The sequence below is a fragment of the Planococcus citreus genome, assembly GCF_003664125.1.
Lineage (GTDB): Bacteria > Bacillota > Bacilli > Bacillales_A > Planococcaceae > Planococcus > Planococcus citreus.
Genome location: NZ_RCCP01000001.1, coordinates 1,141,503 through 1,164,172, shown reverse-complemented (window position 1 = coordinate 1,164,172; position 22,670 = coordinate 1,141,503). Strand labels below are relative to the sequence as shown.

Here is a 22,670-nt window from a genome sequence, read left to right as displayed (position 1 = left end):
AAATGAGGGAGTGGAATGAATCTACGGGAACGAAAAGCAGCAAAGAAACGGGAGGATATCCTTCGTTCAGCCAGTTTGGTCATTTCACGGCAGGGCTATCATAATGCAACGATGGAAGACATTGCCGCGGAATTATTGATGACAAAAGGGGCGCTCTATTATTACTTCAAGAACAAGGAAGAGTTATTGTATCGCTGCCACGACTTGATCTTGACGGAAGCGAAAGAAAAGATGGAAGAGATTGTCCGGGCGGAAGTATCGTCTGTTGAGAAGATGCGCATGGCTTTGCGCCATCATATTGAAGTGGCGATCCGCGAAAAAGAAGTGTTCAATTTGATCGTCAAACCCGAAACGACTTTTTCAGAGGATAATATCCCGGAAATTATCGAAAAGCGCGATGATTATGCAAAGCTGTTCGACCGGATCATCGACGAAGGCGCCGAACGCGGAGAATTCGAAGTTCCGGAGAAGAAAATGGCGCGCATGATCATTTTGGGGGCGACCAACTGGATTCAAGTATGGTATTCACCTGATGGCAAGTATTCGCCTGAAGATGTGGAAGAGATTTATGCCGATCTGTTATTGAAGATGCTGAGGAAAACATCCTGATTTGAAGGAATTGATGGAATGAGAAAAATACACGTCATTACGCAAAAGGAAGCAGTGAGGGAAGAGCGGCTTGCAGGATGCACAGCCGCAGTGATCGATGTATTCCTGGCGACGTCGACAATCATTTTCCTATTGGATCGCAATTATGAGCCGGTGCATGCGGTTCTCGGAAGCGAGCGGGCACTCGAACTGTCGAAGTTGCAGGAGGCCGAGCATCTATTGCTTGGCGAGTCGAAAGGCGAAGGGCTCGAGGGCTTTGATTATCCTGATCCATGCGCACTCAAGTACAGTCCGGAGCGGAAAGCAGCCATCATTTGTTCAACGAATGGCACGATTGCCATCGAAAAAGCGAAAGATGCTAAGCGATTGTACATCTCCTCGTTGGTGAATGGGCACCGTGTAGCTGAGCGCATCCACCAGGAACAGGATGGTTCATCGATTGTGCTCGTCTGTTCAGGAAATGATGATCGTTTCTCGATGGAAGATTTTATCGGTGCCGGCCAACTGGTCGAACATCTGGCGCGGTGGGGAGGCTATGAGCTATCGGATGCTGCGAAGCTTGCCCAAAAAGCGTACCGAAATTCTTATGCGGAAGGCTTCAACGAATTGCTGGACAGTGAAACGGCGGATTTGCTCAAACGCTTTAATTTTCCTGAAGCGGCAGAGTTCGTCATCCGCCATCACGAAAAGCTGGATGTGGTGCCGGTCTATGAAGACGGCATGATCGTCAAAGGGCGCGATCAAGTGAGAAATGCTGAATAAAGGAGGAACCCTATGGTGAAGCATTGGGATGCTGTACATCTGGAAACAAATGATTCTATCGCGGTGGTAACACTGGACCATCAGCCGCTCAATGTACTGGGCGATGCGGTTTTGGAACAGTTGGACCAAGCGATCGACGCGTTGCAGGAAACAGAGGTGCGGGCGGTCGTGCTGCGCTCGGCAAGTGCCAAGGCATTTGCTGCCGGTGCAGACATTAGCCAATTTCCGGAACTGACTAAAATGGGTGGCATCGAATTGCTGGAAAAGGGAAAACGGATTTTCGACAAGCTGACGGAAGGGAAAGCCCCTGTCATCTGCGCAGTTCATGGCTTAGCGCTTGGTGCAGGGCTGGAACTGGCACTTGCCTGCGACATACGCATTGCCGAACAAAACGCAAAATTCGGGCTGCCTGAAACGGGTCTTGGCATATTGCCAGGATACGGCGGAACACAGCGGCTTTCCCGTCTGGTCGGACCCGGCAAAGCCAAGGAACTTGTCCTCGCGGGAGTCTGGCTCAATGGACAGGAAGCTTACGAAGCGAAACTCGTCGAGCGGGTGGTGCCAGAAGGGCGAGCGTTTGAAACAGCTTATGCATTGGCGGAACAAATTGCCGGAAAAGGGCCGCTAGCAGTCGCCTTCGCAAAAGAAGCGATTGATGAGGGCATGGATTTGCCTCTATCCGAAGCGCAGTTTTTGGAAACGCGGATGTTCGCGAAGCTGGTCGGCACGGAAGACATGGATGAAGGTGTTCAAGCCTTCATTGAAAAACGCAAACCGAATTTCACAGGGAAATGATGAGGGGGATGAACAAATGGAGCGATTGGCAGTAATCGGCGCAGGCACAATGGGGAACGGGATCGCGCAAGTCGGTGCAGAAGGCGGCATGGACGTCATTTTATACGACCTCGATCCGGCCGGGCTGGAACGCGGAATGCAGCGCATCGATAAAACGTTGCGCCGCAATGTCGAAAAAGGGCGCATGACCGAAGAGCAACGTGAAAGCGTATGGCATCGGATCCGCCCCAGCACGGAGATCAATGACTTAAAAGAGATGGATATCGTCATCGAAGCGATCATCGAAAAACTCGAACCGAAAAAGGAATTATTCGCCCAGCTTGATCGCATTTGCCAAGCGCAGACGATTTTCGCAACGAATACGTCTGGCCTCAGCATTACAGAAATGGCTGCAAGTTCGGGCCGCAGCGCACAAGTCGTCGGCATGCATTTCTTCAACCCGGTGCCGATCATGAAACTGGTCGAAATCATCCGGGCTGAACAGACGAGCGATGAAACCTTCGAGCGGGCGCATGAAATTGCACAGCGCTTCAACAAGACCGCGATTTCCGTGAAGGAAGCGCCTTTATTTGCAGTAAACCGGATCTTGACGCCGATGATCAACGAAGCGGTCTTTGTGTTGATGGAGGGCATCGCTTCAGCTGAAGATATCGATAAAGGCATGGAACTCGGCGCAAACCATCCAATCGGCCCGCTGGCGTTGGCTGATTTGATCGGGCTCGATACGATGCTATTTGTGGCTGAGACACTTTACGAAGAAACGAAAGACTCGAAATACAGGCCGGCGCCTTTGATGAAACAATACGTGCGCGCCGGCAAGCTCGGCAGGAAGTCGGGAGAAGGATTCTTTAAATACGAATGACATGGAGGGCATCAATATGAGCGATGCAACACCGAAAACGAAGAAAACACAGGAAGTAGATTGGACAAAAGTCGAACGTTTCCTGCGCAATGCGCTTCCCCAGTTGCCAGAAGGCGAGATGAAGGTCCGCCAATTTTCTGAAGGCTATTCTAACTTGACTTATCTCCTGCAGATCGGGGACTGGGAAGGCGTTTTGAGGCGTCCGCCGTTTGGTGAGATTCCGCCCAAAGCGCACGATATGGAACGCGAATTCAAGATGCTCGAAAAAGTGCATCCAGTGTTCCCGCTGGCACCTGAACCATATGTGTATTGTGAAGATCCCGAAGTGATGGACAAGCATTTTTACGTCATGGAGAAAAAACAGGGGCTTGTCATCGATGAAGAACTTCCGGAAGTATACGGAAGCCCGGAACAAGCAGGACCGATTATTTCGAAGAATGTCATCTCGACATTGGTCCAACTGCAGGCGATCGACTACAAAGAAGCCGGACTCGCCGAGATGGGCAAACCGGAAGGATTCATGGAGCGCCAGGTGAACGGCTGGATCAAACGCTATCATCACTCCAAAACCGATGATATTGAAGGGCTTGAAGAGCTGGAGCAATGGCTTACGGCGAATATCCCTGTTAATGAAGAAACCACAATCGTCCATAACGATTTTAAATTGAACAATATGGTGATTGACGAAGAAAGCCCAGGGCTTGCGACGGGTGTTCTTGATTGGGAACTGTCGACAATCGGCGATCCGCTCAGCGATGTCGGCTCGACTTTAGCCTACTGGGGCCAGGCGGAAGATGCGGATATCGGCATCAACATCATCTCGAGCCAGCCAGGCTTTTACAGCCGCAAGGAGTTCGTGGAAGAGTATGCGAAGCAAAGCGGGCGCGATGTGTCGAATATCAACTATTACCTAGCGTTCGGGTTTTATAAGCTGGCAGGGATTTTGCAGCAGATTTACTATCGTTGGAAAAACGGGGAAATTGAAGATGAGCGTTTCCGCCATTTAAATAAAGCGGTCGCGAACTTGATCGATATGGCGAACCGGACGCGCAGGGGCGAAGTGTTATAACAAGAAATCGTAGAAGTTCTTCTTGCTTGATGAAGTGAAGCGGAATGCCGGGAAGAGGAGGAAAAAGGGATGAATCAGGAATTTCATTACGCGCCGTTCCGCGTAGAAGCGGGAAAAATCCGGGAGTTCGCATTGGCTCTCGGTTTAAGGAATCCGGTTTATTTCAACAAAGAAGCAGCATTGGATGCAGGGTATCGGGATATCCCGGCTCCGCCTACATACACGACAGTCATCGATTTCTGGAATGAACTGGATTTCTATCAATTATTCAAGGCTTGGGGATTGGACCCGAATGACATACTGCACGGCGAGCAAAGTTTCGAATACGAAAAAGACATCATCAGCGGGGATGTTATTTCAGCAAAGTCCGTGCTGACTGATCGATTCGATAAAAAAGACAAACGATTTTATCAGATTGAAACGACATACCGCAATCAAGAAAATGAAGTGGTTCGCATCGGGCGGGCAACTTTAATCGAAAGGCGGGAACAGCATGGCGCAGAAATTGCCGGACATTCATAAGAAAGCACTTGCACCGATTGACATGGTGCGTTATTCGGGTGCTTCAGGCGATTTTAATGAAATCCATACGGTTCCGAAAGTTGCCCGCAGTAAAGGGTTCAAGGAACCGATCGCCCACGGCATGTTATTGATGGGCTGGGCTGCAGATGCACTGGATGAGTGGTTTCCGGGGAGGAAACTGAGTAAATTCACCGTGCGTTTTGTCGGGATGGCGCATGCAGGTGAAGCATTCATCATCGAAGGAATGCTGACAACAGATAATGCTGGGGAACTGCAGATCAAGGATGCTTCCGGAACGGGGAAACTCGTCGGAAGCTTTGAACTGGCGTGACTGCACAATCAATTGACGGAATATTTCTATAAACAGAGAGGGAGATAAGCGTGGAGGAATTTACTTATCCAAGTTTCGACCTGACTGGAAAAAAAGCGCTCATTACCGGTGGCAGCAAAGGAATTGGCCTGGCGATTGCAGCTGGGCTCGCCCATGCCGGTGCTAAAGTGCTCATTACCGGACGCGATGAAACAGTGCTCAAGGAAGCGGCAGACGAAATGAATAGCCGAAACCTTGATGTTTCCTGGAAATCGGCGGATGTGACATCCAAACAAGCCGTCGCTGAGTTATTTGAATTCATCGATGCCGATTTCGGTGGAGTGGACATTCTCGTCAATAATGCCGGAATGAACATCCGTAAACCTTTGGTGGAAGTGGAGGAAGAAGACTGGGACCGGGTGCTCGGTACCAATTTGAAAGGCATCTTCCTGGTCGGCCAGCAAGCAGCAAAGCGGATGATCGGCCAAAAAGGAGGCTGCATCATCAATATTTCATCCATTATGGGGCAAGTCGGCAATCCGCTCCAGACGAGCTATGCGGCAAGCAAAGGCGGGATCAATCAATTGACGAAAGTGTGGGCAGCGGAACTCGCTGAACATAATATCCGCGTCAACGCCTTGGCGCCCGCTTATATTAAAACACCAATGACAGAACCGTTTCTACAGGATCCGGAACGGCTGGAAAAATTGGTCAGCAGAACCATGCTGAAACGCATGGGTGAAGCAGGCGAGATGATCGGCCCTGCTTTATTCCTGGCGTCGGAAGCATCGAGTTATGTAACGGGGCAAATTCTTTATGTAGATGGCGGATGGACCGCCAATTAGATAATGGGGGGAAAGACGATGGCAAATGGAAGAAATACTGAAAGAGATCCAGTTTTAGAGAAACAGCAAAACAATCCGCTCGCAAAAATAGCGAATGTGTTCGCCAAAATTGCCGAAAAATGGCTGCCGGATGCATTCGTATTCGCGGTATTACTGACGGCGATCGCATTCATTGCAGGGGTCCTTTTCACCGATTCCGGCCCGATCGATATGATGCGCCATTGGGGCGACGGCATGTGGGGCCTTTTAACTTTCACGGCCCAGATCATCACGACCTTCGTATTGAGTTATGCGCTGGCTTTGACGCCGACCGTTTCGAAGGCGCTTGAGAAAATCGCCGGCATCCCTAAAGGGCCGAATTCCGCAATTTTGATGGTGACGTTCACGGCGCTTGGCGCATCTCTCATCAGCTGGGCATTCGGCTTGGTCGTTGCGGGAATCATCGCGAAGCTGGTCGCAAAGAAAGTGCGCGACGTCGATTACCGTGTGCTCGTCGCTGCAGGATATTCAGGATTTTTAATCTGGGAAGGCGGATTATCTTCTTCCCCGGCACTTTTTGTCGCTACTGCGGGGCATGTGTTTGAGGGGGATATCGGAATTGTTCCCATATCGGAAACGCTGTTATCGGCATTGAATATCGCGATTGTGGTGATCTTGTTCTTCACGCTTCCGTTCGTCATGCGCTTTATCCATCCGCGCAACCCGAAAGACCGTTATCTGGTGGATCCAGCACGTTTGGAAGAGCCGGTCACAGAAGAGGTGCCGCAAGATCATGAGGATTATCCGAATGACAAAATCGAAAAATCGCGCCTCATTCCATTGATCGGCGGATTCCTTGGCTTAAGTTATTTGATCAATCATTTCTATATGAATGGCTTCTCGCTCGATTTGAATACCGTCAACTTGATTTTCCTGACGGCCGCGCTCCTCATGTTCAGCAATGTCCGTGAACTGGCGGAAGGATTATTGAAATCCGTCAGCAGTGTCGGCCAGTTCGTGTTGCAATATCCGTTCTATGCAGGAATCATGGGCATGCTCGGAGCGTCGGGGCTTGCTGTCATGATGTCGAATTTCTTCATTGATATTTCGAATGAAACGACTTTGCCGCTCTTCACCTTCTTGTCGGCAGGAATCTTGAACATTTTCATCCCATCAGGCGGCGGCCAATGGGCGGTCCAGGCGCCAATCATGCTTCCGGCAGCACTCGAAATGGGCGTCGATCCTGCAAAAATCGTCATGGCTGTAGCCTGGGGCGATAGCTGGACGAATATGATCCAGCCATTCTGGGCGATTCCGCTGCTCGCGATTGCCGGTTTGAAAATCCGCGACATCATGGGCTACACGATGATCGCCTTGATTTACGGCGGCCTGGTCATCGGTGCCTGCCTGTTGATTTTCTAAGGAAAGGGGCGTCCACATGAAAGCGATCATTGCAGAAACGACTGGCCCTCCTGAAGTGTTGAAGCTTCAGGAAGTGCCAAAACCAATAGCGAAAGACCATGAAGTGCTCATAAAAGTCGAAGCGGTCAGCGTCAATTTTGCCGATATTAAGGCGCGCCTCGGACAATATCACGGCGTGGCAAATAACGAGCCTTTCACGCCAGGGCTGGATTGCGCGGGCATCGTCGAGGAAACGGGGAGCGCAGTGACCGGCTTGTCTGCAGGCGACCGTGTGCGTGCATTCCCGGCTTCCGGGTCCTACGCGGAATATGTCGTCGCCTCTGACCAGCTTGTCTACAAGATTCCGGACAGCGTCTCCTTTGAGGAAGCGGCAGCGACCTTGACTGTCGGCATCACTGCCTATAATGTGCTGCATGAAGTCGCCCGGATACAGCCAGGTGAATCGGTCTTGATCCATGCAGCGGCAGGCGGCATCGGCACGACCGCCATCCAATTGGCGAAACTTGCCGGCGTCTCGGAAATCTATGGGACGGTCGGCAGCGAAGAGAAAAAGAAAGTGGTAGAAGACCTTGGCGCGATTGCAATCAATTACCGCGAGCAAAACTTCGCGGAAGTGGTCGCTGAACTGACGGGCGGCAAGGGGGTGGACGTCATCCTGGATACAATTGCTGGTGAAAATTTCGAGCGCAGTCTTGAGGTTCTGGCTCCTTTCGGCCGCATCGTGTCATTCGGCCATGCCAATGAAGGCTCTGTTCCGGGCAATGTCAAAACAGACGAACTCCATTCAAGCTGCCGGGCGGTGCTCGGTTACAGCACTGGCACCTACCGCAAGCAGCGTCCAGGGTTTTTGAAGAATGCAGAAGCGGCCATCAGCGAACTGCTTGAACAGCGTCAATTGAACGTGTCAATCACCGGCCGCTATCCGCTTGAACAGGCAGCGCAAGCCCATGCACTTATGGAAAGCCGGAAAAGTACAGGGAAACTGGTATTGCTTCCTTAATGAATTCAGCAGACAACTGCCCTCTGGAGTAGGGCAGTGCATCTGCTTGAATTGCAATGAACCCCATCATTCTTCCCCAGATTGAAACCTCAAGAAGTAAAAAAGATATCGTCATGAGAATTCTCAGAAAGAAAGAAGGTGAAACTTTATGGTTTGAAGAGACCCCTCCCCTTTTTTGAAAGCACTTACCCATCGGCTACCTGTGTGATGGAGGGAGACAGGAAGCCAGAATCGTTGACGGTCTTATAAAACCCCCAAAACAAGGAGTGAAATCCAAATGGCGAAAACTTATGAAAAAGAAATTAAGCTCAATGATTACAGTAAAGACGTTTTGACGGATTTCTACAAAACGATGGCCAAGATCAGGAAGTTCGATGAGAATCTTATCCGCCTCATGCAAGAAGGAAAAGTTTCGGGGTTCTATCATTCTGGTATAGGATCTGAAGGTTTGTCAGCTGGTTCTATCCGGCAGAATCTTCGTGATGAAGATTATATCTTCTACAACCATCGCGGCTGTAACCAAAAAATCGCTAAAGGTGTTCCCTTATCTAAAATTTATGGCGATTTTTTAGGAACAATCGAAGGTACAACACGAGGTCTTGGCGCGGGAATTGTACATAGCGCCGACCCGGCAAGGGGGGTATTGGGCCAAGCAGGAACCATCGGCTCACAACTCGGAATAAGTGTCGGAACAGCCTATACATCTAAATTGACAGGTACCGATCAAGTGACTGTTGTTTATTTTGGAGATGGTGCAGCTTCCCGGGAAATGCTCCACGGCTCCTTGAACTGGGCAGGCTTATATAAATTGCCGGTCATCTATATTTGTGAAAATAATGAATACGCTATTTCCTGCCACGTCTCTGAAACGCATGCCGTGAAAGAGAATATAGCCGATTGGGCAGAAGGGTATGGCATCCCGAATTGTGTCGTAGATGGAAATGATGTCTTGCTGATGCACGAAGTGGTGAAAGAAGCAGTCGAACGTGCAAAACGCGGAGAGGGTCCAACATTTATAGAAGCGCAAACCTTCCGGCATCGGGGCCATTTCGAAGGCGATCCGTATGATTATGTCGATGTTGAAGTATTGCAGGGATGGAAAGATAAAAAAGATCCGATCAAAAACTTTGCCGCTAAATTAATGCTGGAAAAGATTGTTTCAGAAGAAGAGTTAGAGAGCATTAATGCCGAGATTGATTCAGAGATTGCCGAAGCTATTGAAAAAGCTGAATCCGCACCGCTTCCGGACCCGAAAAGAATCTATGAAGGCCTATTTGCGTAAAGGGGGATGAACTGATGAGAAAAATCACGATGCGTACAGCGCTTATGGAAGCTTTGAATGAAGAGATGGAACGGGATGACACAACGGTCCTGTTCGGTGAAGACGTCGGAAAGTTCGGCGGTATCAATGCGGTGACAAAAGGCCTTTATGAAAAATTCGGGGGGACACGCGTATTCGACACACCGATTGCTGAACCAACCATTGTCGCTGCCGCTGTTGGAATGGCCATTACCGGAAATGCCCGCCCAATCCCTGAATTGCAATTCGGCGATTTTGTCGGCATCGCTTTTGATGAAGTGTTCAATAAAATGGGGAAATGGCGTTTTATGCACGGTGGGCAAATGGAGATGCCAGTTACGCTCCGGCTGCCAATCGGCATCGCTGGCGGAGCGGGGCCTGAGCATTCCCAAAGCCCGCAAGCTTTATTCATGCACGGCCCAGGGTTGCAGATTGTCATCCCGTCAACGCCTTACGATGCCAAAGGATTGTTGAAAACCGCCATACGAGACAATAATGCAGTATTATTTTTCGAACATAAAGTGCTTTACGACATGAAAGGCGAAGTGCCAGAAGAGGAATATTTGATTCCTTTCGGCAAAGCGGACATCAAAAAAGAAGGCGATGATGTAACGATTATTGCGACAGCCCTGCAGGTCCATACAGCACTCGAAGCGGCAGAAGAGTTGTCAGCCAAGGGAATCGAAGTGGAAGTAGTCGATCCCCGCACCCTTGCACCGCTGGATATGGAGACGATCCTACAGTCGGTGAAAAAAACTGGGCGCGTGCTCATTGTCCATGAAGAGCCGAAAACGGGCGGCTCGGGAGCGGAAATTGCAGCGCAAATCCAGGAGCGAGCACTATTTGATCTGAGTGCCCCAATTAAAAGATTGGGCAGCCCAGACGTTCCAATCGCCCAAAGCATTTATTTGGAACAATTCTATACCCCAAGCAAAGAACAAATCATAACAGCAGTCGATGAATTAATGGAATATTAACTGCTCGATTCAAATTGAGGGGAGTGTGGATGAATGTATGAAGTGAAAATGCCGCGCTTAGGGACCACGATGAAAAATGGGCTGATTTCCCAATGGTTGGTCGAAGAAGGGCAAGAAGTAAAAAAAGGGGAATATCTGTTTGAATTGGAGACTGAAAAATCAACACTTGAAATAGAAGCGCAGGAAAATGGCGTGCTCAGGAAAATTATCGTTCCTGAAGATGAGGAAGTGCCCGTCAACACAGTAATTGCGATTCTAGGCAAAGCGGATGAAGAAATCGATTTCTCTGTTTACTCAGGTGCTGAAAAAGCGGAAACGCCGAGTGAATCTCAAACGCAAGCCCGTGCTGAAAAGGAGCAGGAAGAAAAGCCGAAAGCCGCAGCAGGAGGCGTGTCCCCGAGGGCAAGAAGGGTAGCTAAAGAGCTCGGGGTGCCGCTCGATGGAATTACCGGAACAGGGAAGAATGGCATCATTACAGAAGACGATGTGAAGAACGCTGCATCGGGGCCAGGGAGTTCAGGGCTGACTGTAAAAGAAACCATAAAATTGAATAATGTCCAAAGAACGATGGCTGAAAATATAATGAACAGCTGGCAGACCATTCCGCAATTTACACAGATGGTCACAGTCAATATGAGCAAGGTGTTGGAAGTGAAAAAAGAAATATCGGGAATTTCCATGAACGACATCATCGTCAAAACCGTCAGCAACGCTGTGAAGAATTATCCGTATGTAAATAGCCGATTCAAAGACAACGAAGTAACTGTCTTCGAAGAAATCAACGTGTCTGTAGCCGTCAACAGTTCGCATGGGTTGGTGGTGCCGGTCGTCCGGAACACTGAATCGAAATCCATTGGGGAAATAGCTTCAGAAATCAAAGAGTTGGCTGAAAAAGCTGAGAGTAAATCACTTGGCATGGATGATTACGCGAACGGTACCATTACAGTGTCGAATCTGGGAAGCCTAGGCATCGAATCCGGAACACCGATCATCAATGCGCCGCAATCGACAATTGTCTTCGCGGGTGCTACCCGTAAGATGCCAGTAGTATCGGACTCCGGAGAGGTAGAAGTTGTTCCTGTCATGGGCCTATCCATCTGCTATGACCATCGGTTTATCGACGGGGTGGCAGGAGCGGGGTTCACAAAAGAACTTCAGAAAGCTTTCGAAAATCTTACAGCGGAAGATTTGAAGTGAAGGGGGATTTTGAATGAGACTGCAAGATAAAGTCGCCATTATTACCGGGGGAGGAAGCGGGCAAGGTAAAGCATCAGCCATCATGTTTGCAGAACAAGGCGCGACAGTCATCGTTGCGGAAATGAATGAACAGGCTGGGAAAGAAACGGTGAAACAGATTACGGAAGCCGGACAGCAAGCTTTCTTTTACCAAACTGATATTTCGGATGAAGAAAATGTCCGTCAATTAGTGGAAACGGTACACGAGAAATACGGGAAGATTGATATTCTATTCAACAATGCAGGCATCGGATTTTCAGCCCGGTCAAAGTATAAGATGGCTTCTGTCCTAGAAACCCCTCTGGAAGATTGGAATAGCATTCTAGGGATTAACTTGAACGGGGTCTACCTTATGTCAAAATACGTCCTCCCTATAATGATCAAACAAAACAAAGGCAGCATCATCCATAACGCTTCTTTGAACGGAATCATAGGAGTCTCGGGGGCAGACGCATATACCGCTTCTAAAGGTGGCGTAGTGGCATTGACGCGGGTCATGGCGGCAGACTACGGAAAACATAATATACGGGTCAATTGCATTTGCCCGGGAGCGATCAATACACCGATGATCAGTGAAGTTCTGGATGATCCTGAAATCGCCAAGAATTATGAAACCGGTCCGCTTGGGAGAGTCGGGGAGCCCGAAGAAATAGCGAGCGCTGCTTTGTTCCTAGCTTCCGATGAAGCGAGCTATATTACAGGATTGATCATGCCAGTAGATGGTGGTTGGAGTGCTGTATGATGAACGGAGGAGAGAGAAGGTTACTTCTCTTTCTTTTTTATATCCAGCCAAAAAGTGAAAAGTTGTATTTAAACAAAGCGTTGAATTTTAAATAGAAGGTAAAATATTTTTGCAAAAGCACATACTGGGCGGTATGATTGAATGGAAAATTAAATTTTCTGACAAGTAAAACGAAAATATGTAAGCCCTTTCAGAGTGGGCGTGAAAAGGAGAAATGGACATGAAACATGTATATCTAGTAGATGGAGCAAGAACGGCATTTGGGGCTTTTGGCGGGTCGTTTGCGAATACCGATGCGACAGAACTTGGCACGGCGACAGCGGTGGAAGCGCTCAAAAGAGCGAATGTCAAAGCGGAAGATGTAGATCACGTCATTTACGGGAATGTCATCCAGTCGAATGTCAATGCAGCTTACCTGGCGCGCCATATCGGGCTGAATGCAGGTGTTCCCCAAGAAGTGCCGGCCCTGACATTGAACCGGCTTTGCGGATCGGGTGCGCAGGCAGTCGTTTCCGCAGCGCAGCACATTCTGCTCGGTGAAGCGGATATCGTCTTGGCTGGCGGTGCGGAGAATATGTCGATGTCGCCTTATGCGAATTTCACGCAGCGTTTCAGCAAGGCAAAGATGGGGCCGATGCAGTTTGAAGATATGCTGCTTGCGACGCTGACTGACCAATATACCGGCAGCGGCATGGGCATGACGGCCGAAAAACTGGCGGAGCAATACGATATTTCCCGTGAAGCCCAAGATGAATTTGCGGTCGAATCGAACCAGCGGGCAGCTAAAGCGGCAACTGGCGGACAGTTTGATGAAGAAATCGTCGGAGTCGAAGTGAAAACCCGTAAAGGCACGGTTGTAGTCGACAAAGATGAACACATCAAACCGGATGCCAATACGGAGGGCTTATCGAAACTGCGCCCGTCGTTCAAGAAAGACGGCTCCGTAACAGCGGGCAATGCTTCAGGCATCAATGACGGTGCGGCGTCTCTTGTCGTGGCAGGGGAAGATGCAGTCAAAAAGCATGGCTTATCGCCTGTCGCCCGCATCGTGTCTTGGCATGTCGCCGGCGTCGATCCGACAATCATGGGCATCGGCCCGGTCCCTGCCATCCGCCGTGCGCTGGAAAAAGCGGAACTGACAATCGAAGATATTGATTTGGTCGAAGTGAACGAAGCCTTTGCGGCGCAATATTTGGCGGTGGAAAAAGAGCTTGGGCTGGATCGTTCGAAAGTGAACGTCAACGGCGGGGCGATTGCGCTTGGCCATCCGGTCGGTGCAAGCGGCGCACGTATCTTGCTGTCAGCGGCTTATGAATTGAAACGCCGCGGCGGGAAATATGCAGTCGCGAGCCTATGCATCGGCGGCGGACAGGGAATTGCGGTGGTGATTGAACATGCCTAAACTGCCGGTTATCGTGGCGCCGATGTTTCTTGTGTCGACGCCCCAGATGGTCATTGAATCAGGGCGTGCCGGTGTCATCGGCTCGTTCCCTCTATTGAATGCGCGCCCCGCTGAAGAATGCGCGAAATGGCTCGTTGAAGTGAAAGAAGCGCTTGGCGATATTCCGTGGGCGGTCAATTTCATCAGCCACCGCGGTTCGAACAAGCGCTACGACGAAGACGTTGAATTGATCCGTGAGCATCAGCCGCCGATTGTTATCACGTCGCTTGGCTCGCCTGCAGAAGTACTCGAAATCGTCCATGCATACGGCGGCCTCGTCTATTCAGATGTAGCAAATGCGAAGCATGCGAAGAAAGCGGCACAAAGCGGCGTCGATGGATTGATCCTTGTGTGCGCAGGCGCTGGCGGGCACGGGGGCACGCTCAATCCGTTCGCTTTCATTGCGGCGGTCAAGAAGTTCTTTGACGGCACCATCATCCTGTCGGGTTCTTTGTCGACCGGGCAAGATGTGGCAGCTGCTTTATTAATGGGCGCAGATTATGCCTATATGGGTACGCGCTTTTTGGCGGTCGAAGAAAGCAGCGCGCCCGAAGAGTACAAGCAGATGGTCATCGACTCCTCGATCGAAGACATTCTTTATACCGATTCGTTCAGCGGCGTTCCGGTGAATGTTCTCATTCCAAGCCTTGAAAAACAAGGCATCGATCCGAAAACCTTAAAGCCGAAAACAGAAGTCGATTTGTCTCATCTCGTCAATGCCAAGGCATGGCGTGATATTTGGTCGGCGGGACACGGCGTGACGACGGTGACGAAGCGCGAGACGGTCAAGGAAGCTGTCGAGCAGCTGGAGCGGGAATATGAAGAGGGAGTGAATGCGCTTGTACGAAACCATTAAAACCGAATTATCGGACGGGATTCTGACATTGACCTTGAATCGCCCTGAAAAAATGAACGCCTATACGGAACAAATGAACGAAGAATTATTGGATTTCTACCGCAATGTGGATGCAGACGACGAAGTGCGCGTCATTGTCGTAACCGGTGCAGGGCGGGCGTTTTGCGCCGGGATGGACTTATCGGACGGCGGCTCGACATTCGCTTCCGAACAAAGCGCGGAAGAATACCGGGACCTCGGCGGGCAGGTCAGCAACCAGGTCTATGAAGTGAAAAAACCGATCATTGCTGCCATCAACGGCCCGGCGGTCGGCATCGGCATGACCATGACTTTGCCGATGGATATCCGCATCGTCAAAAAAGATGCGAAAATCGGCTTCGTCTTCGGACGCCGCGGCATCGGCCCGGAAGCTTCCTCCGGCTGGTTTTTGCCGCGCATCGTCGGCATCGGAAAAGCACTAGAATGGACACTGACGGGGCGCTATATCCCGACGGCTGAAGCGGTGGAGGCGGGGCTCATGCAATATGAATCGGAAGATCCACTTGAAAAAGCATATGAAATCGCACGGGACATTGCGGAAAATACCGCCGCCACCTCCAATAGCTTTACGCGCCAATTATTATGGAAGATGCTTGGCGCGGATCATCCGCATGAGTCGCATCTCGCGGAATCGAAGTTCCTCCACTGGGCGGGGCAGAATGCAGATGCGGATGAAGGCATACAATCCTTTGTCGACAAGCGTAAAGCGGAGTTTCCGATGAAAGCGAGCGAGCTTCCGGATTTCTTCGATGAAGAAAAATAAGATGCCCTCAAGCTTCCGAAATGCAGTGACTGCATTTCGGAAGCTTTTTTATATGGAAGGAAACATTAATGGAAGAAGAAAAAAGGTGAAGCAAATATGTTTACAAATTATACCCTATGGGGTATATTAAGCTTAAGAAAACGAAAACAAACAAAAGGAGATTGATTCCATGTTACTACGATATTTCTATGACGAAAAATTGGCTCACGCATCTTATGTAGTAGGGTGCCAAAAAACAGGCGAAGCAGTCGTCGTTGATCCAATGCGCGATATCACAGCATACGAAGAACTGGCGAAAAAAGAGAAACTGAATATTGTTGGCGCTCTTGAAACGCATATCCATGCTGACTTTGTATCCGGTTCACGGGAACTGAATGACCGTTTCGGCACGAAGCTCTATGTTTCGGATGAAGGCGATGCCGATTGGAAATATCAGAACCTGGATGGAATCAGCCATCAACTATTGAAAGACGGCGACCAGTTCAAGATCGGCAACCTGGTATTTGACGTGATGCACACGCCAGGCCATACCCCGGAGAGCATTTCATTCCTATTGACGGATAAAGGCGGATCCGCGGATAAGCCGATGGGCATCTTTACAGGCGACTTTGTCTTTGTTGGCGACGTCGGGCGCCCAGACCTTCTGGAAAAAGCGGCAGGCATACAAGGTACGTCCGATTCAGGTGCGGCGTCGATGTTCAAATCGATTGAACGCTTCAAGGCGCTTCCGGATTATTTACAAGTTTGGCCGGCGCATGGTGCCGGATCTGCTTGCGGTAAAGCGCTCGGCGCGGTTCCATCGACGACAGTCGGTTACGAAAAAGCCTTTAACTGGGCGATGCAGTTCGATGATGAAGCTTCTTTCAAGAAAGCTTTGCTCGAAGGCCAACCGGAGCCGCCGTATTACTTCGCAGTGATGAAATCGGTCAATAAAGTCGGCCAGAAACTGATCAAAGACTTGCCGGAACTGAAAGAAATTACATCAGCCGCAGATATCGAAGCGCTTCTTGCAGAAGGCAAACAAGTGCTTGATATGCGCCCGGCAGATGCCTACAGCAAAGGCCATATCCAAGGAACGATCAACATTCCGTTCAACAATTCCTTCACGAACTGGGCAGGATGGGTCGTTGCTTACAACAAACCCTTGTACTTGCTTCTAGACACGGAAGTACTCGATGAAGCATTGGTTGCCCTCCATTCAGTTGGAATCGATGAAGTCTACGGTTTTGCAGAGGCAGAAACTGTCCTGGCACAAGCGGACAACTTGGCTTCTTATGAAAACGTCTCGCCATCCGAAGCGAATGAGATGGTCGAAAAAGGCGAAGCGTATGTGCTCGATGTCCGCAATCAGACGGAATTCGATGAAGGGCATATCGATAACGCCGAGCACATTATGGTCGGTACCTTGAAAAATCGCTTGGATGAAGTGGATACAGACAAAACGATCATCGTGCAATGCCAGGCGGGTGCCCGTTCCGCTATCGCTGCAAGTGTACTGAAAGCGAACGGCATCGATAACCTGGTCAATATGACAGGCGGCTACAGCAAATGGCAGCAAGAAGTCGCACCCGTGAAACAGTAATAGGAGCACAACCGCTTAAGCTTCGGCTTCGGCGGTTTCTCTTTGAAAAACACAATCCAGAAGGGGAAGATCGAAACAATGAGTATTGGCATCCCGATTGCGCTGCTGGCACTTGCCGGCTCCAACGGTTTCTATAAACGCTATGTCACGGCCAAAGGGGTCAAGCACGACTGTGCAGACAACCTGAAAGAAAATGGCGATATTCTCTTGCTGGATGTGAGAGCATATAATATTTCCTATAAAGATCCCGTCGAAGGTGCATTCGAACTGCCGGTGGCTTATTTCATCCGCAGCTACGATGAAATACCGGACCGGCCGATCCATGTCATCGCTTCCGATGAAATGGAAAAGAATATAGCTGTCCGCTTGCTGCGGAAAAAAGGGAAAAACGTTATCAGCTATAGCTTAACCGAAGAAAACTGCGGCGAGCGGATGCTGGCATATTGATTATGAATACCCCGACACCATTGTCGGGGTGTTTTAGAGTGTTGAAGAAGTCTATAATCCACTATAAGTGAAAAGAGTACGACATTATTCTACAATGAAAAATCAACGATTTGTCTCAGTATTTGGAGAAGCGTTCGCTCGACTCCAGTGGGAGCAGCGGGTTTGAGAGACCCCGCAGTGAGCGGAGCGAACGAGGAGGCTCGATTCCCGCCCCACGGAAAGCGAGCGATAAGCTTCGGAAAATACGGCTTTTTAACTTTCTCGACAGCCTAGAACACCTCGACATCAATTGTCGGGGTGTTTTTATATATTTTGAAAAATACCAAAATATCAAATCACGTTGACAAGCAGAAAGGGACGTTTTATAGTATGTGTAACCGGTTACACATAACCTGAGAACGGAGAAGAGCGATGACAACGATTAGAGATGTGGCGAAAAAAGCAGGCGTTTCCGTTGCGACGGTTTCACGTTTTTTGAATGGCAGCGGCTATGTCAGCGCCGATGCCGCCAAAGCGGTGACAGAAGCAGTCGAGGAATTGGAATATGAATTGAATCCGGTCGCACGCTCTTTGAACACGAAACGTTCCAGTTTAATCGGACTCATTTTGCCGGATATCACGAACCCGTTTTTCCCGGAGCTTGCGCGGGCGGTGGAAGATGTCGCTTTGAGCTATGGCTATACCGTTATCTTGTGCAACTCAGACGAAGATCCGAAAAAAGAGAAGAACTATATCGAAACCTTGAAGAAGAAATACATCGCCGGTTTTATCGTGACATCGAATCAGCTCGACGCGCCGCATTATGCGGATACGAAGCTGCCGATTGTGGCACTGGACCGGGCGATCAACGAAAAGATCCCCGTGGTCTCCTCGAATAATAAAGAGGGAGCAGTGCTTGGGACGAATGCATTGCTCGAACGCGGATGCCGAAACATCTTGTTCCTGCGGGGACCGGAAGCATTGAATCCTGCAAATGACCGCTATGACGGATTCATGGAAGCAATCGGAAAATCGGCTGTCGACTATCGTATCGTCACCTGCCCGTTCCATTACGCGGACTCACAGAAAATCGTGGAGCGTGAACTGAAGGCAAACCCAGTAATTGACGGCATTTTCGCCTCGAGCGATGTGTCGGCAGCGGGGGCTTTGAAAGCGGCTGCAATACTCGGCAGAAACGTGCCGGATGATTTGCAGATTATCGGTTTTGACGGCATTGCAATGGGTGAGATGCTGTCGCCAGGCCTCTCGACCATCGCCCAGGACGTCTACAAAATGGGCGCAATTGCCACCCGCATTTTGATCAAGCGAATCGAGAACAAACCTGTGGAAGAAACCTTCTACGAAATTCCGGTCAAGCTGGTCTTGCGCGGCACAACAAGGAGTGTGGAATGATGATTACAGTAGTGGGCAGCATCAATATGGATCTTGTGGTCGGAACGGAACGCTTTCCGAAGCAAGGCGAAACTGTGCTAGGGAATTTATATACGACAGTCCCTGGCGGAAAAGGCGCCAACCAGGCAGTCGCAGCAGCAAGGCTCGGCGACCAAGTGCATATGGTCGGGGCAGTCGGCAGCGATGCGTTCGGCACACAGCTTCTAAGTGGCTTGGAAACAGAACAGATTGACACACAAGGAGTCAAAAAAACGGACGGGGCGAGCGGAATCGCCAATATCCTGTTGTCAGAAGGCGACAACCGCATCATCGTCGTGCCAGGCGCCAACCACGAACTGACGAAATCGGACATCGATGCACAGAAAAAGGCAATTGAAAAAAGTTCAATGGTCATTCTGCAGTTGGAACTGCCGATTCCGGTCGTGGAATATACGCTGCAGCTTGCTAAAGAACTCGGCGTACCGGCTATTTTGAATCCAGCACCAGCCGGTGGGTTCACGGAGGCGATGAAACAAGCGGACTTTTTGACGCCGAATGAAACCGAAGCGGAAGAGTTGTTCGGCACGAATTGGGAACTCGAACTGGAACGTTATCCGAACCGCATGGTCGTGACACTTGGAAAAAACGGTGCCCGCTATTTCGATGGCGACAAGCATGTAACTGTCGAAGGGTTTCCGACACAAGCGGTCGATACGACGGGCGCGGGAGATACTTTTAACGGTGCCTTGGCAGTTGCACTAGCTGAAGGCAACGAGTTCAAAGAAGCTGTCCGCTTTGCCAACGCCGCTGCCTCCTTATCGGTGGAGAAATTCGGGGCGCAAGGCGGCATGCCGAACCGTACGGAAGTCGTTTCCCGGATGGAGGCAGCAAAATGAAAAAACAAGGCATAATCAATCGCGACATCGCCGGCCATTTGGCACGGTTCGGGCATACTGATCTGCTTGTCATTGCCGATTGCGGGCTGCCGGTACCGGAACATGTGCCATGCGTCGATTTATCCTACCGCATCGGGGAGCCTTCTTTTGAGACGGTGCTGGCTGCAGTGCTTGAGGATTTCGAAGCGGAAGCGGCTTATATTGCCCGTGAAATAAGCGATCACAATAAAGGCTTGGAAGCTGGCATGCAACAGCAATTGGATTGCCGCTATATCAGCCACGAGGAATTGAAGGCGAAGAGCCATAACGCCAAACTGATCATCCGCACAGGGGAAGCAAGCCCATATGCGAATGTCATTCTCCAGTCGGGCGTCATCTTTTAATGAGGCAGGTGAACGAAATGATCAATATGATCAACATGACCGATATTTGCAAGTCGTTCAGCGGCAACAACGTCTTGAAAAACGTCCACTTCTCTCTTGAAAAAGGCGAAATCCACGCCTTGATGGGGGAGAACGGCGCCGGGAAATCGACCTTGATGAAAATCATGTCCGGCATCTACACGCGTGACTCCGGTACGGTGGAAGTGAAAGGCAAAAAAGTTGAATTCACTTCGCCGAAGCAGGCGGAAGCGGAAGGCATCGCCGTCATCCATCAGGAATTGAATATCCTGCCGCACCTGTCGATTGCGGATAATCTCTTTCTCGGCCGCGAGGAAACCGTCGGGCGCACAGGCATCCTGAAGACGAAAGACATGGAACGCAAAACGAAAAAGACCTTAGGGGATTTAGGGCTCGATATCGACCCATCGCTTCCCGCAAGCACATTGTCTGTCGGACAGCAGCAATTGGTGGAAATCGGCAAAGCTTTGTCGATGGATGCGGAAATGATTATCATGGATGAACCGACGGCGGCACTGACGGACCGCGAAATCGAAACTTTATTCGTGACCATCCGCGACCTGCAAAAGCGCGGCGTGTCGTTCGTCTATATTTCCCATCGCATGGAAGAAATTTTTTCGCTGTGCGACCGCATTACCATATTGCGCGACGGTGAATTCGTCGGTGAACGAAAGATCAGCGAAACCAGCTTCGAAGAAATTGTCCAGTTGATGGTCGGCCGTGAACTCGGCGACCGTTTCCCGGAACGAAGCTCATCAATAGGCGATGTGAAACTATCGGTTAAAGGCCTATCGCGGAAAGATTGCTTTGAAGATATTTCTTTTGATATTCATAAAGGGGAAATCGTTTCGATTGCTGGGTTGATGGGGGCCGGGCGCACAGAAGTGGCGCAGTCTTTATTCGGTTATAAGAAAGCGGATTCAGGAACCGTGGAACTCGATGGCAAGCCGGCAAAGATTGATAATCCGCAAAAAGCGAAAGAGCTCGGCATCGGCTATGTGACCGAAGACCGCAAATCCGAAGGGCTGATCGTCGATTTTACAGTCGAAGAAAACATCAGCATGGCAAACTTTGAATCCATTTCCAAAAAAGGATTGCTGTCGAAAGACAAAGAACGCAGCCTGTACGACCGGATGGTGAAACGTCTTGGCATCCGGACATCAGGGCCAGACCAGGCAGCCAAATCGCTCAGTGGAGGCAACCAGCAAAAAGTCGTCATCGCGAAATGGCTCGGCATCGAACCGGATGTGCTCATCCTCGATGAGCCGACACGGGGAGTCGATGTCGGCGCAAAAAAAGAGATTTATTCGATCATCAACGAATTGGCCGCTCGAGGCGTTGCCATCCTGATGATTTCTTCCGAACTTCCGGAAGTGATCGGCATGGCAGACCGTGTGCTCGTCATGCACGAAGGCAAACTGACGGCAGATTTGCCGAAGCAGGAAGTGACTCAGGAAACTATTATGCATTATGCAACAGGAGGTGGGAAACTTGAAGCTGAAGTCCGCTAATACAAGCTTGTTCCAAAAAATCGCGCCGTTTATCGGGTTGATTTTAATCATTATCATCATTACCGCAATTAACCCGAGTTTTCTATCCATGAGCAATATTTTGAACGTCCTCCGACAAGTGTCGATCAATGCGTTGATTGCATTCGGGATGACCTTTGTCATCTTGACCGGCGGAATCGACTTATCGGTCGGATCGATCTTGGCGCTTACGGGTGCTGTGACAGCTGGCATGATGGCTTCAGGAATTGACCCGATCTTAGCGATGCTGCTGGGGCTATTCCTCGGGGCTGTTCTCGGAGCCATCAACGGCGTCATCATCGCGAAAGGAAAAGTGGCGCCATTCATCGCGACACTTGCGACGATGACCATTTACCGGGGCTTGACGCTCGTCTACACAGAAGGCCGGCCGATTTCAGGGCTTGGCGACAGCATGGCTTTCCAGATGCTCGGAAAAGGCTATTTCCTCGGCATCCCGGTGCCGGTCGTGACGATGCTCGTCAGTTTCGGCATCCTTTACTTCATTTTGAAGAAAACGACATTCGGACGCCGAGTTTACGCAGTGGGCGGCAACGAAGAAGCTTCCGTGCTTTCGGGAATCAATGCTGACCGCATCAAGATTTACGTATATTCCTTGGTGGGTGCACTTGCTGCTTTGGCTTCGCTGATTTTGACTTCGCGCTTGAATTCAGCTCAGCCGACAGCGGGCCAGATGTTTGAGCTCGATGCCATCGCAGCCGTGGTACTCGGCGGAACGAGTTTGACAGGCGGCCGCGGATGGATCGTCGGCACCTTGATCGGTGCGCTGATCATCGGCGTCTTGAATAACGGTTTGAATTTGATTGGGGTGTCCTCCTTCTTCCAGCAAGTGGTGAAGGGTGCAGTTATATTGCTTGCAGTATTGCTAGACCGTAAAAAAACAGTATAGGGAGTGGT

At 50.1% G+C, this 22,670-nt stretch carries 24 protein-coding genes; all 24 read left to right on the top strand.

Annotated features, from left to right (window positions below; all coding sequences use genetic code 11):
- The first annotated feature begins 15 nt into the window (after positions 1-15).
- The 24 genes from DFR62_RS05715 to DFR62_RS05600 all read left to right on the top strand — a co-directional run bounded on the left by DFR62_RS05715 (position 16) and on the right by DFR62_RS05600 (position 22,662).
- Positions 16-609 (top strand): TetR/AcrR family transcriptional regulator, encoded by a 594-nt coding sequence (locus DFR62_RS05715; RefSeq protein ID WP_121298626.1) that lies wholly within the window; start codon positions 16-18, stop codon positions 607-609.
- 18 nt (positions 610-627) lie between these two features.
- Complete coding sequence (locus tag DFR62_RS05710; protein ID WP_121298624.1) at positions 628-1,371, top strand: 2-phosphosulfolactate phosphatase; 744 nt, start codon at positions 628-630, stop codon at positions 1,369-1,371.
- Between the two features lie 12 nt (positions 1,372-1,383).
- Positions 1,384-2,166, top strand: a complete 783-nt coding sequence (locus DFR62_RS05705; RefSeq protein ID WP_241663067.1) for an enoyl-CoA hydratase/isomerase family protein — start codon at positions 1,384-1,386, stop codon at positions 2,164-2,166.
- 16 nt (positions 2,167-2,182) lie between these two features.
- A complete protein-coding gene (locus tag DFR62_RS05700) occupies positions 2,183-3,028 on the top strand; it encodes a 3-hydroxybutyryl-CoA dehydrogenase (RefSeq protein WP_121298622.1) in 846 nt (281 codons plus the stop codon).
- A gap of 16 nt (positions 3,029-3,044) precedes the next feature.
- Positions 3,045-4,097: a phosphotransferase family protein gene (locus DFR62_RS05695; RefSeq protein ID WP_121298620.1), complete on the top strand. Its 1,053-nt coding sequence runs from the start codon at positions 3,045-3,047 to the stop codon at positions 4,095-4,097.
- A gap of 69 nt (positions 4,098-4,166) precedes the next feature.
- Positions 4,167-4,619: an FAS1-like dehydratase domain-containing protein gene (locus DFR62_RS05690; protein WP_121298618.1), complete on the top strand. Its 453-nt coding sequence runs from the start codon at positions 4,167-4,169 to the stop codon at positions 4,617-4,619.
- Complete coding sequence (locus DFR62_RS05685; protein WP_121298615.1) at positions 4,591-4,950, top strand: MaoC/PaaZ C-terminal domain-containing protein; 360 nt, start codon at positions 4,591-4,593, stop codon at positions 4,948-4,950. The genes DFR62_RS05690 and DFR62_RS05685 overlap by 29 nt, the downstream gene beginning before the upstream one ends.
- Positions 4,951-5,000: 50 nt before the next feature.
- Entirely contained in the window at positions 5,001-5,774 is a 774-nt protein-coding gene (locus DFR62_RS05680; protein WP_121298614.1) for an SDR family NAD(P)-dependent oxidoreductase, read from the top strand.
- Between the two features lie 18 nt (positions 5,775-5,792).
- A complete protein-coding gene (locus tag DFR62_RS05675) occupies positions 5,793-7,175 on the top strand; it encodes a short-chain fatty acid transporter (RefSeq protein ID WP_121298612.1) in 1,383 nt (460 codons plus the stop codon).
- Positions 7,176-7,191: 16 nt separating this feature from the next.
- Complete coding sequence (locus DFR62_RS05670; protein WP_121298611.1) at positions 7,192-8,175, top strand: quinone oxidoreductase family protein; 984 nt, start codon at positions 7,192-7,194, stop codon at positions 8,173-8,175.
- Between the two features lie 277 nt (positions 8,176-8,452).
- Positions 8,453-9,457 carry a thiamine pyrophosphate-dependent dehydrogenase E1 component subunit alpha gene (locus DFR62_RS05665; protein ID WP_121298609.1) on the top strand — a complete coding sequence of 335 codons (1,005 nt, stop codon included), beginning with the start codon at positions 8,453-8,455 and terminating at the stop codon, positions 9,455-9,457.
- Between the two features lie 14 nt (positions 9,458-9,471).
- Complete coding sequence (locus DFR62_RS05660) at positions 9,472-10,452, top strand: alpha-ketoacid dehydrogenase subunit beta (RefSeq protein WP_121298607.1); 981 nt, start codon at positions 9,472-9,474, stop codon at positions 10,450-10,452.
- 33 nt (positions 10,453-10,485) lie between these two features.
- The gene (locus tag DFR62_RS05655; RefSeq protein WP_121298606.1) at positions 10,486-11,649 is read left to right on the top strand and encodes a dihydrolipoamide acetyltransferase family protein; all 1,164 of its coding nucleotides are present in this window, start codon (positions 10,486-10,488) and stop codon (positions 11,647-11,649) included.
- Positions 11,650-11,662: 13 nt separating this feature from the next.
- Entirely contained in the window at positions 11,663-12,430 is a 768-nt protein-coding gene (locus DFR62_RS05650) for an SDR family NAD(P)-dependent oxidoreductase (protein ID WP_121298605.1), read from the top strand.
- 220 nt (positions 12,431-12,650) lie between these two features.
- The gene (locus tag DFR62_RS05645; protein ID WP_121298604.1) at positions 12,651-13,832 is read left to right on the top strand and encodes an acetyl-CoA C-acetyltransferase; all 1,182 of its coding nucleotides are present in this window, start codon (positions 12,651-12,653) and stop codon (positions 13,830-13,832) included.
- On the top strand, positions 13,825-14,727 hold the full coding sequence (locus DFR62_RS05640; protein WP_121298603.1) for an NAD(P)H-dependent flavin oxidoreductase: 903 nt from the start codon (positions 13,825-13,827) through the stop codon (positions 14,725-14,727). The genes DFR62_RS05645 and DFR62_RS05640 overlap by 8 nt, the downstream gene beginning before the upstream one ends.
- Entirely contained in the window at positions 14,705-15,529 is an 825-nt protein-coding gene (locus DFR62_RS05635) for an enoyl-CoA hydratase-related protein (RefSeq protein WP_167456520.1), read from the top strand. The genes DFR62_RS05640 and DFR62_RS05635 overlap by 23 nt, the downstream gene beginning before the upstream one ends.
- A 169-nt stretch (positions 15,530-15,698) precedes the next feature.
- Positions 15,699-17,111, top strand: a complete 1,413-nt coding sequence (locus DFR62_RS05630; RefSeq protein WP_121298602.1) for an MBL fold metallo-hydrolase — start codon at positions 15,699-15,701, stop codon at positions 17,109-17,111.
- A 78-nt stretch (positions 17,112-17,189) separates the two neighbouring features.
- Positions 17,190-17,558, top strand: coding sequence for a rhodanese-like domain-containing protein (locus tag DFR62_RS05625; protein ID WP_121298601.1), 369 nt, complete (start codon positions 17,190-17,192; stop codon positions 17,556-17,558).
- 411 nt (positions 17,559-17,969) lie between these two features.
- Entirely contained in the window at positions 17,970-18,950 is a 981-nt protein-coding gene (locus DFR62_RS05620; protein WP_121298600.1) for a LacI family DNA-binding transcriptional regulator, read from the top strand.
- Positions 18,950-19,825, top strand: a complete 876-nt coding sequence (gene rbsK / locus DFR62_RS05615) for a ribokinase (RefSeq protein ID WP_121298599.1) — start codon at positions 18,950-18,952, stop codon at positions 19,823-19,825. Before DFR62_RS05620 ends, rbsK begins: the two co-directional genes overlap by 1 nt.
- A complete protein-coding gene (rbsD, locus tag DFR62_RS05610) occupies positions 19,822-20,208 on the top strand; it encodes a D-ribose pyranase (protein ID WP_121298598.1) in 387 nt (128 codons plus the stop codon). The genes rbsK and rbsD overlap by 4 nt, the downstream gene beginning before the upstream one ends.
- A gap of 26 nt (positions 20,209-20,234) precedes the next feature.
- Positions 20,235-21,737: a sugar ABC transporter ATP-binding protein gene (locus DFR62_RS05605; RefSeq protein ID WP_121299520.1), complete on the top strand. Its 1,503-nt coding sequence runs from the start codon at positions 20,235-20,237 to the stop codon at positions 21,735-21,737.
- Positions 21,718-22,662 carry an ABC transporter permease subunit gene (locus tag DFR62_RS05600; protein ID WP_241663066.1) on the top strand — a complete coding sequence of 315 codons (945 nt, stop codon included), beginning with the start codon at positions 21,718-21,720 and terminating at the stop codon, positions 22,660-22,662. The genes DFR62_RS05605 and DFR62_RS05600 overlap by 20 nt, the downstream gene beginning before the upstream one ends.
- The last annotated feature ends 8 nt before the right edge of the window (positions 22,663-22,670 follow it).

Coding starts and splice junctions, on each gene's coding strand:
- DFR62_RS05715 (WP_121298626.1), top strand. CDS start 16: ATGAATCTACGGGAACGAAAAGCAGCAAAGAAACGGGAGGATATCCTT.
- DFR62_RS05710 (WP_121298624.1), top strand. CDS start 628: ATGAGAAAAATACACGTCATTACGCAAAAGGAAGCAGTGAGGGAAGAG.
- DFR62_RS05705 (WP_241663067.1), top strand. CDS start 1,384: ATGGTGAAGCATTGGGATGCTGTACATCTGGAAACAAATGATTCTATC.
- DFR62_RS05700 (WP_121298622.1), top strand. CDS start 2,183: ATGGAGCGATTGGCAGTAATCGGCGCAGGCACAATGGGGAACGGGATC.
- DFR62_RS05695 (WP_121298620.1), top strand. CDS start 3,045: ATGAGCGATGCAACACCGAAAACGAAGAAAACACAGGAAGTAGATTGG.
- DFR62_RS05690 (WP_121298618.1), top strand. CDS start 4,167: ATGAATCAGGAATTTCATTACGCGCCGTTCCGCGTAGAAGCGGGAAAA.
- DFR62_RS05685 (WP_121298615.1), top strand. CDS start 4,591: ATGGCGCAGAAATTGCCGGACATTCATAAGAAAGCACTTGCACCGATT.
- DFR62_RS05675 (WP_121298612.1), top strand. CDS start 5,793: ATGGCAAATGGAAGAAATACTGAAAGAGATCCAGTTTTAGAGAAACAG.
- DFR62_RS05670 (WP_121298611.1), top strand. CDS start 7,192: ATGAAAGCGATCATTGCAGAAACGACTGGCCCTCCTGAAGTGTTGAAG.
- DFR62_RS05665 (WP_121298609.1), top strand. CDS start 8,453: ATGGCGAAAACTTATGAAAAAGAAATTAAGCTCAATGATTACAGTAAA.
- DFR62_RS05660 (WP_121298607.1), top strand. CDS start 9,472: ATGAGAAAAATCACGATGCGTACAGCGCTTATGGAAGCTTTGAATGAA.
- DFR62_RS05655 (WP_121298606.1), top strand. CDS start 10,486: ATGTATGAAGTGAAAATGCCGCGCTTAGGGACCACGATGAAAAATGGG.
- DFR62_RS05650 (WP_121298605.1), top strand. CDS start 11,663: ATGAGACTGCAAGATAAAGTCGCCATTATTACCGGGGGAGGAAGCGGG.
- DFR62_RS05645 (WP_121298604.1), top strand. CDS start 12,651: ATGAAACATGTATATCTAGTAGATGGAGCAAGAACGGCATTTGGGGCT.
- DFR62_RS05640 (WP_121298603.1), top strand. CDS start 13,825: ATGCCTAAACTGCCGGTTATCGTGGCGCCGATGTTTCTTGTGTCGACG.
- DFR62_RS05635 (WP_167456520.1), top strand. CDS start 14,705: ATGCGCTTGTACGAAACCATTAAAACCGAATTATCGGACGGGATTCTG.
- DFR62_RS05630 (WP_121298602.1), top strand. CDS start 15,699: ATGTTACTACGATATTTCTATGACGAAAAATTGGCTCACGCATCTTAT.
- DFR62_RS05625 (WP_121298601.1), top strand. CDS start 17,190: ATGAGTATTGGCATCCCGATTGCGCTGCTGGCACTTGCCGGCTCCAAC.
- DFR62_RS05620 (WP_121298600.1), top strand. CDS start 17,970: ATGACAACGATTAGAGATGTGGCGAAAAAAGCAGGCGTTTCCGTTGCG.
- rbsK (WP_121298599.1), top strand. CDS start 18,950: ATGATTACAGTAGTGGGCAGCATCAATATGGATCTTGTGGTCGGAACG.
- rbsD (WP_121298598.1), top strand. CDS start 19,822: ATGAAAAAACAAGGCATAATCAATCGCGACATCGCCGGCCATTTGGCA.
- DFR62_RS05605 (WP_121299520.1), top strand. CDS start 20,235: ATGATCAACATGACCGATATTTGCAAGTCGTTCAGCGGCAACAACGTC.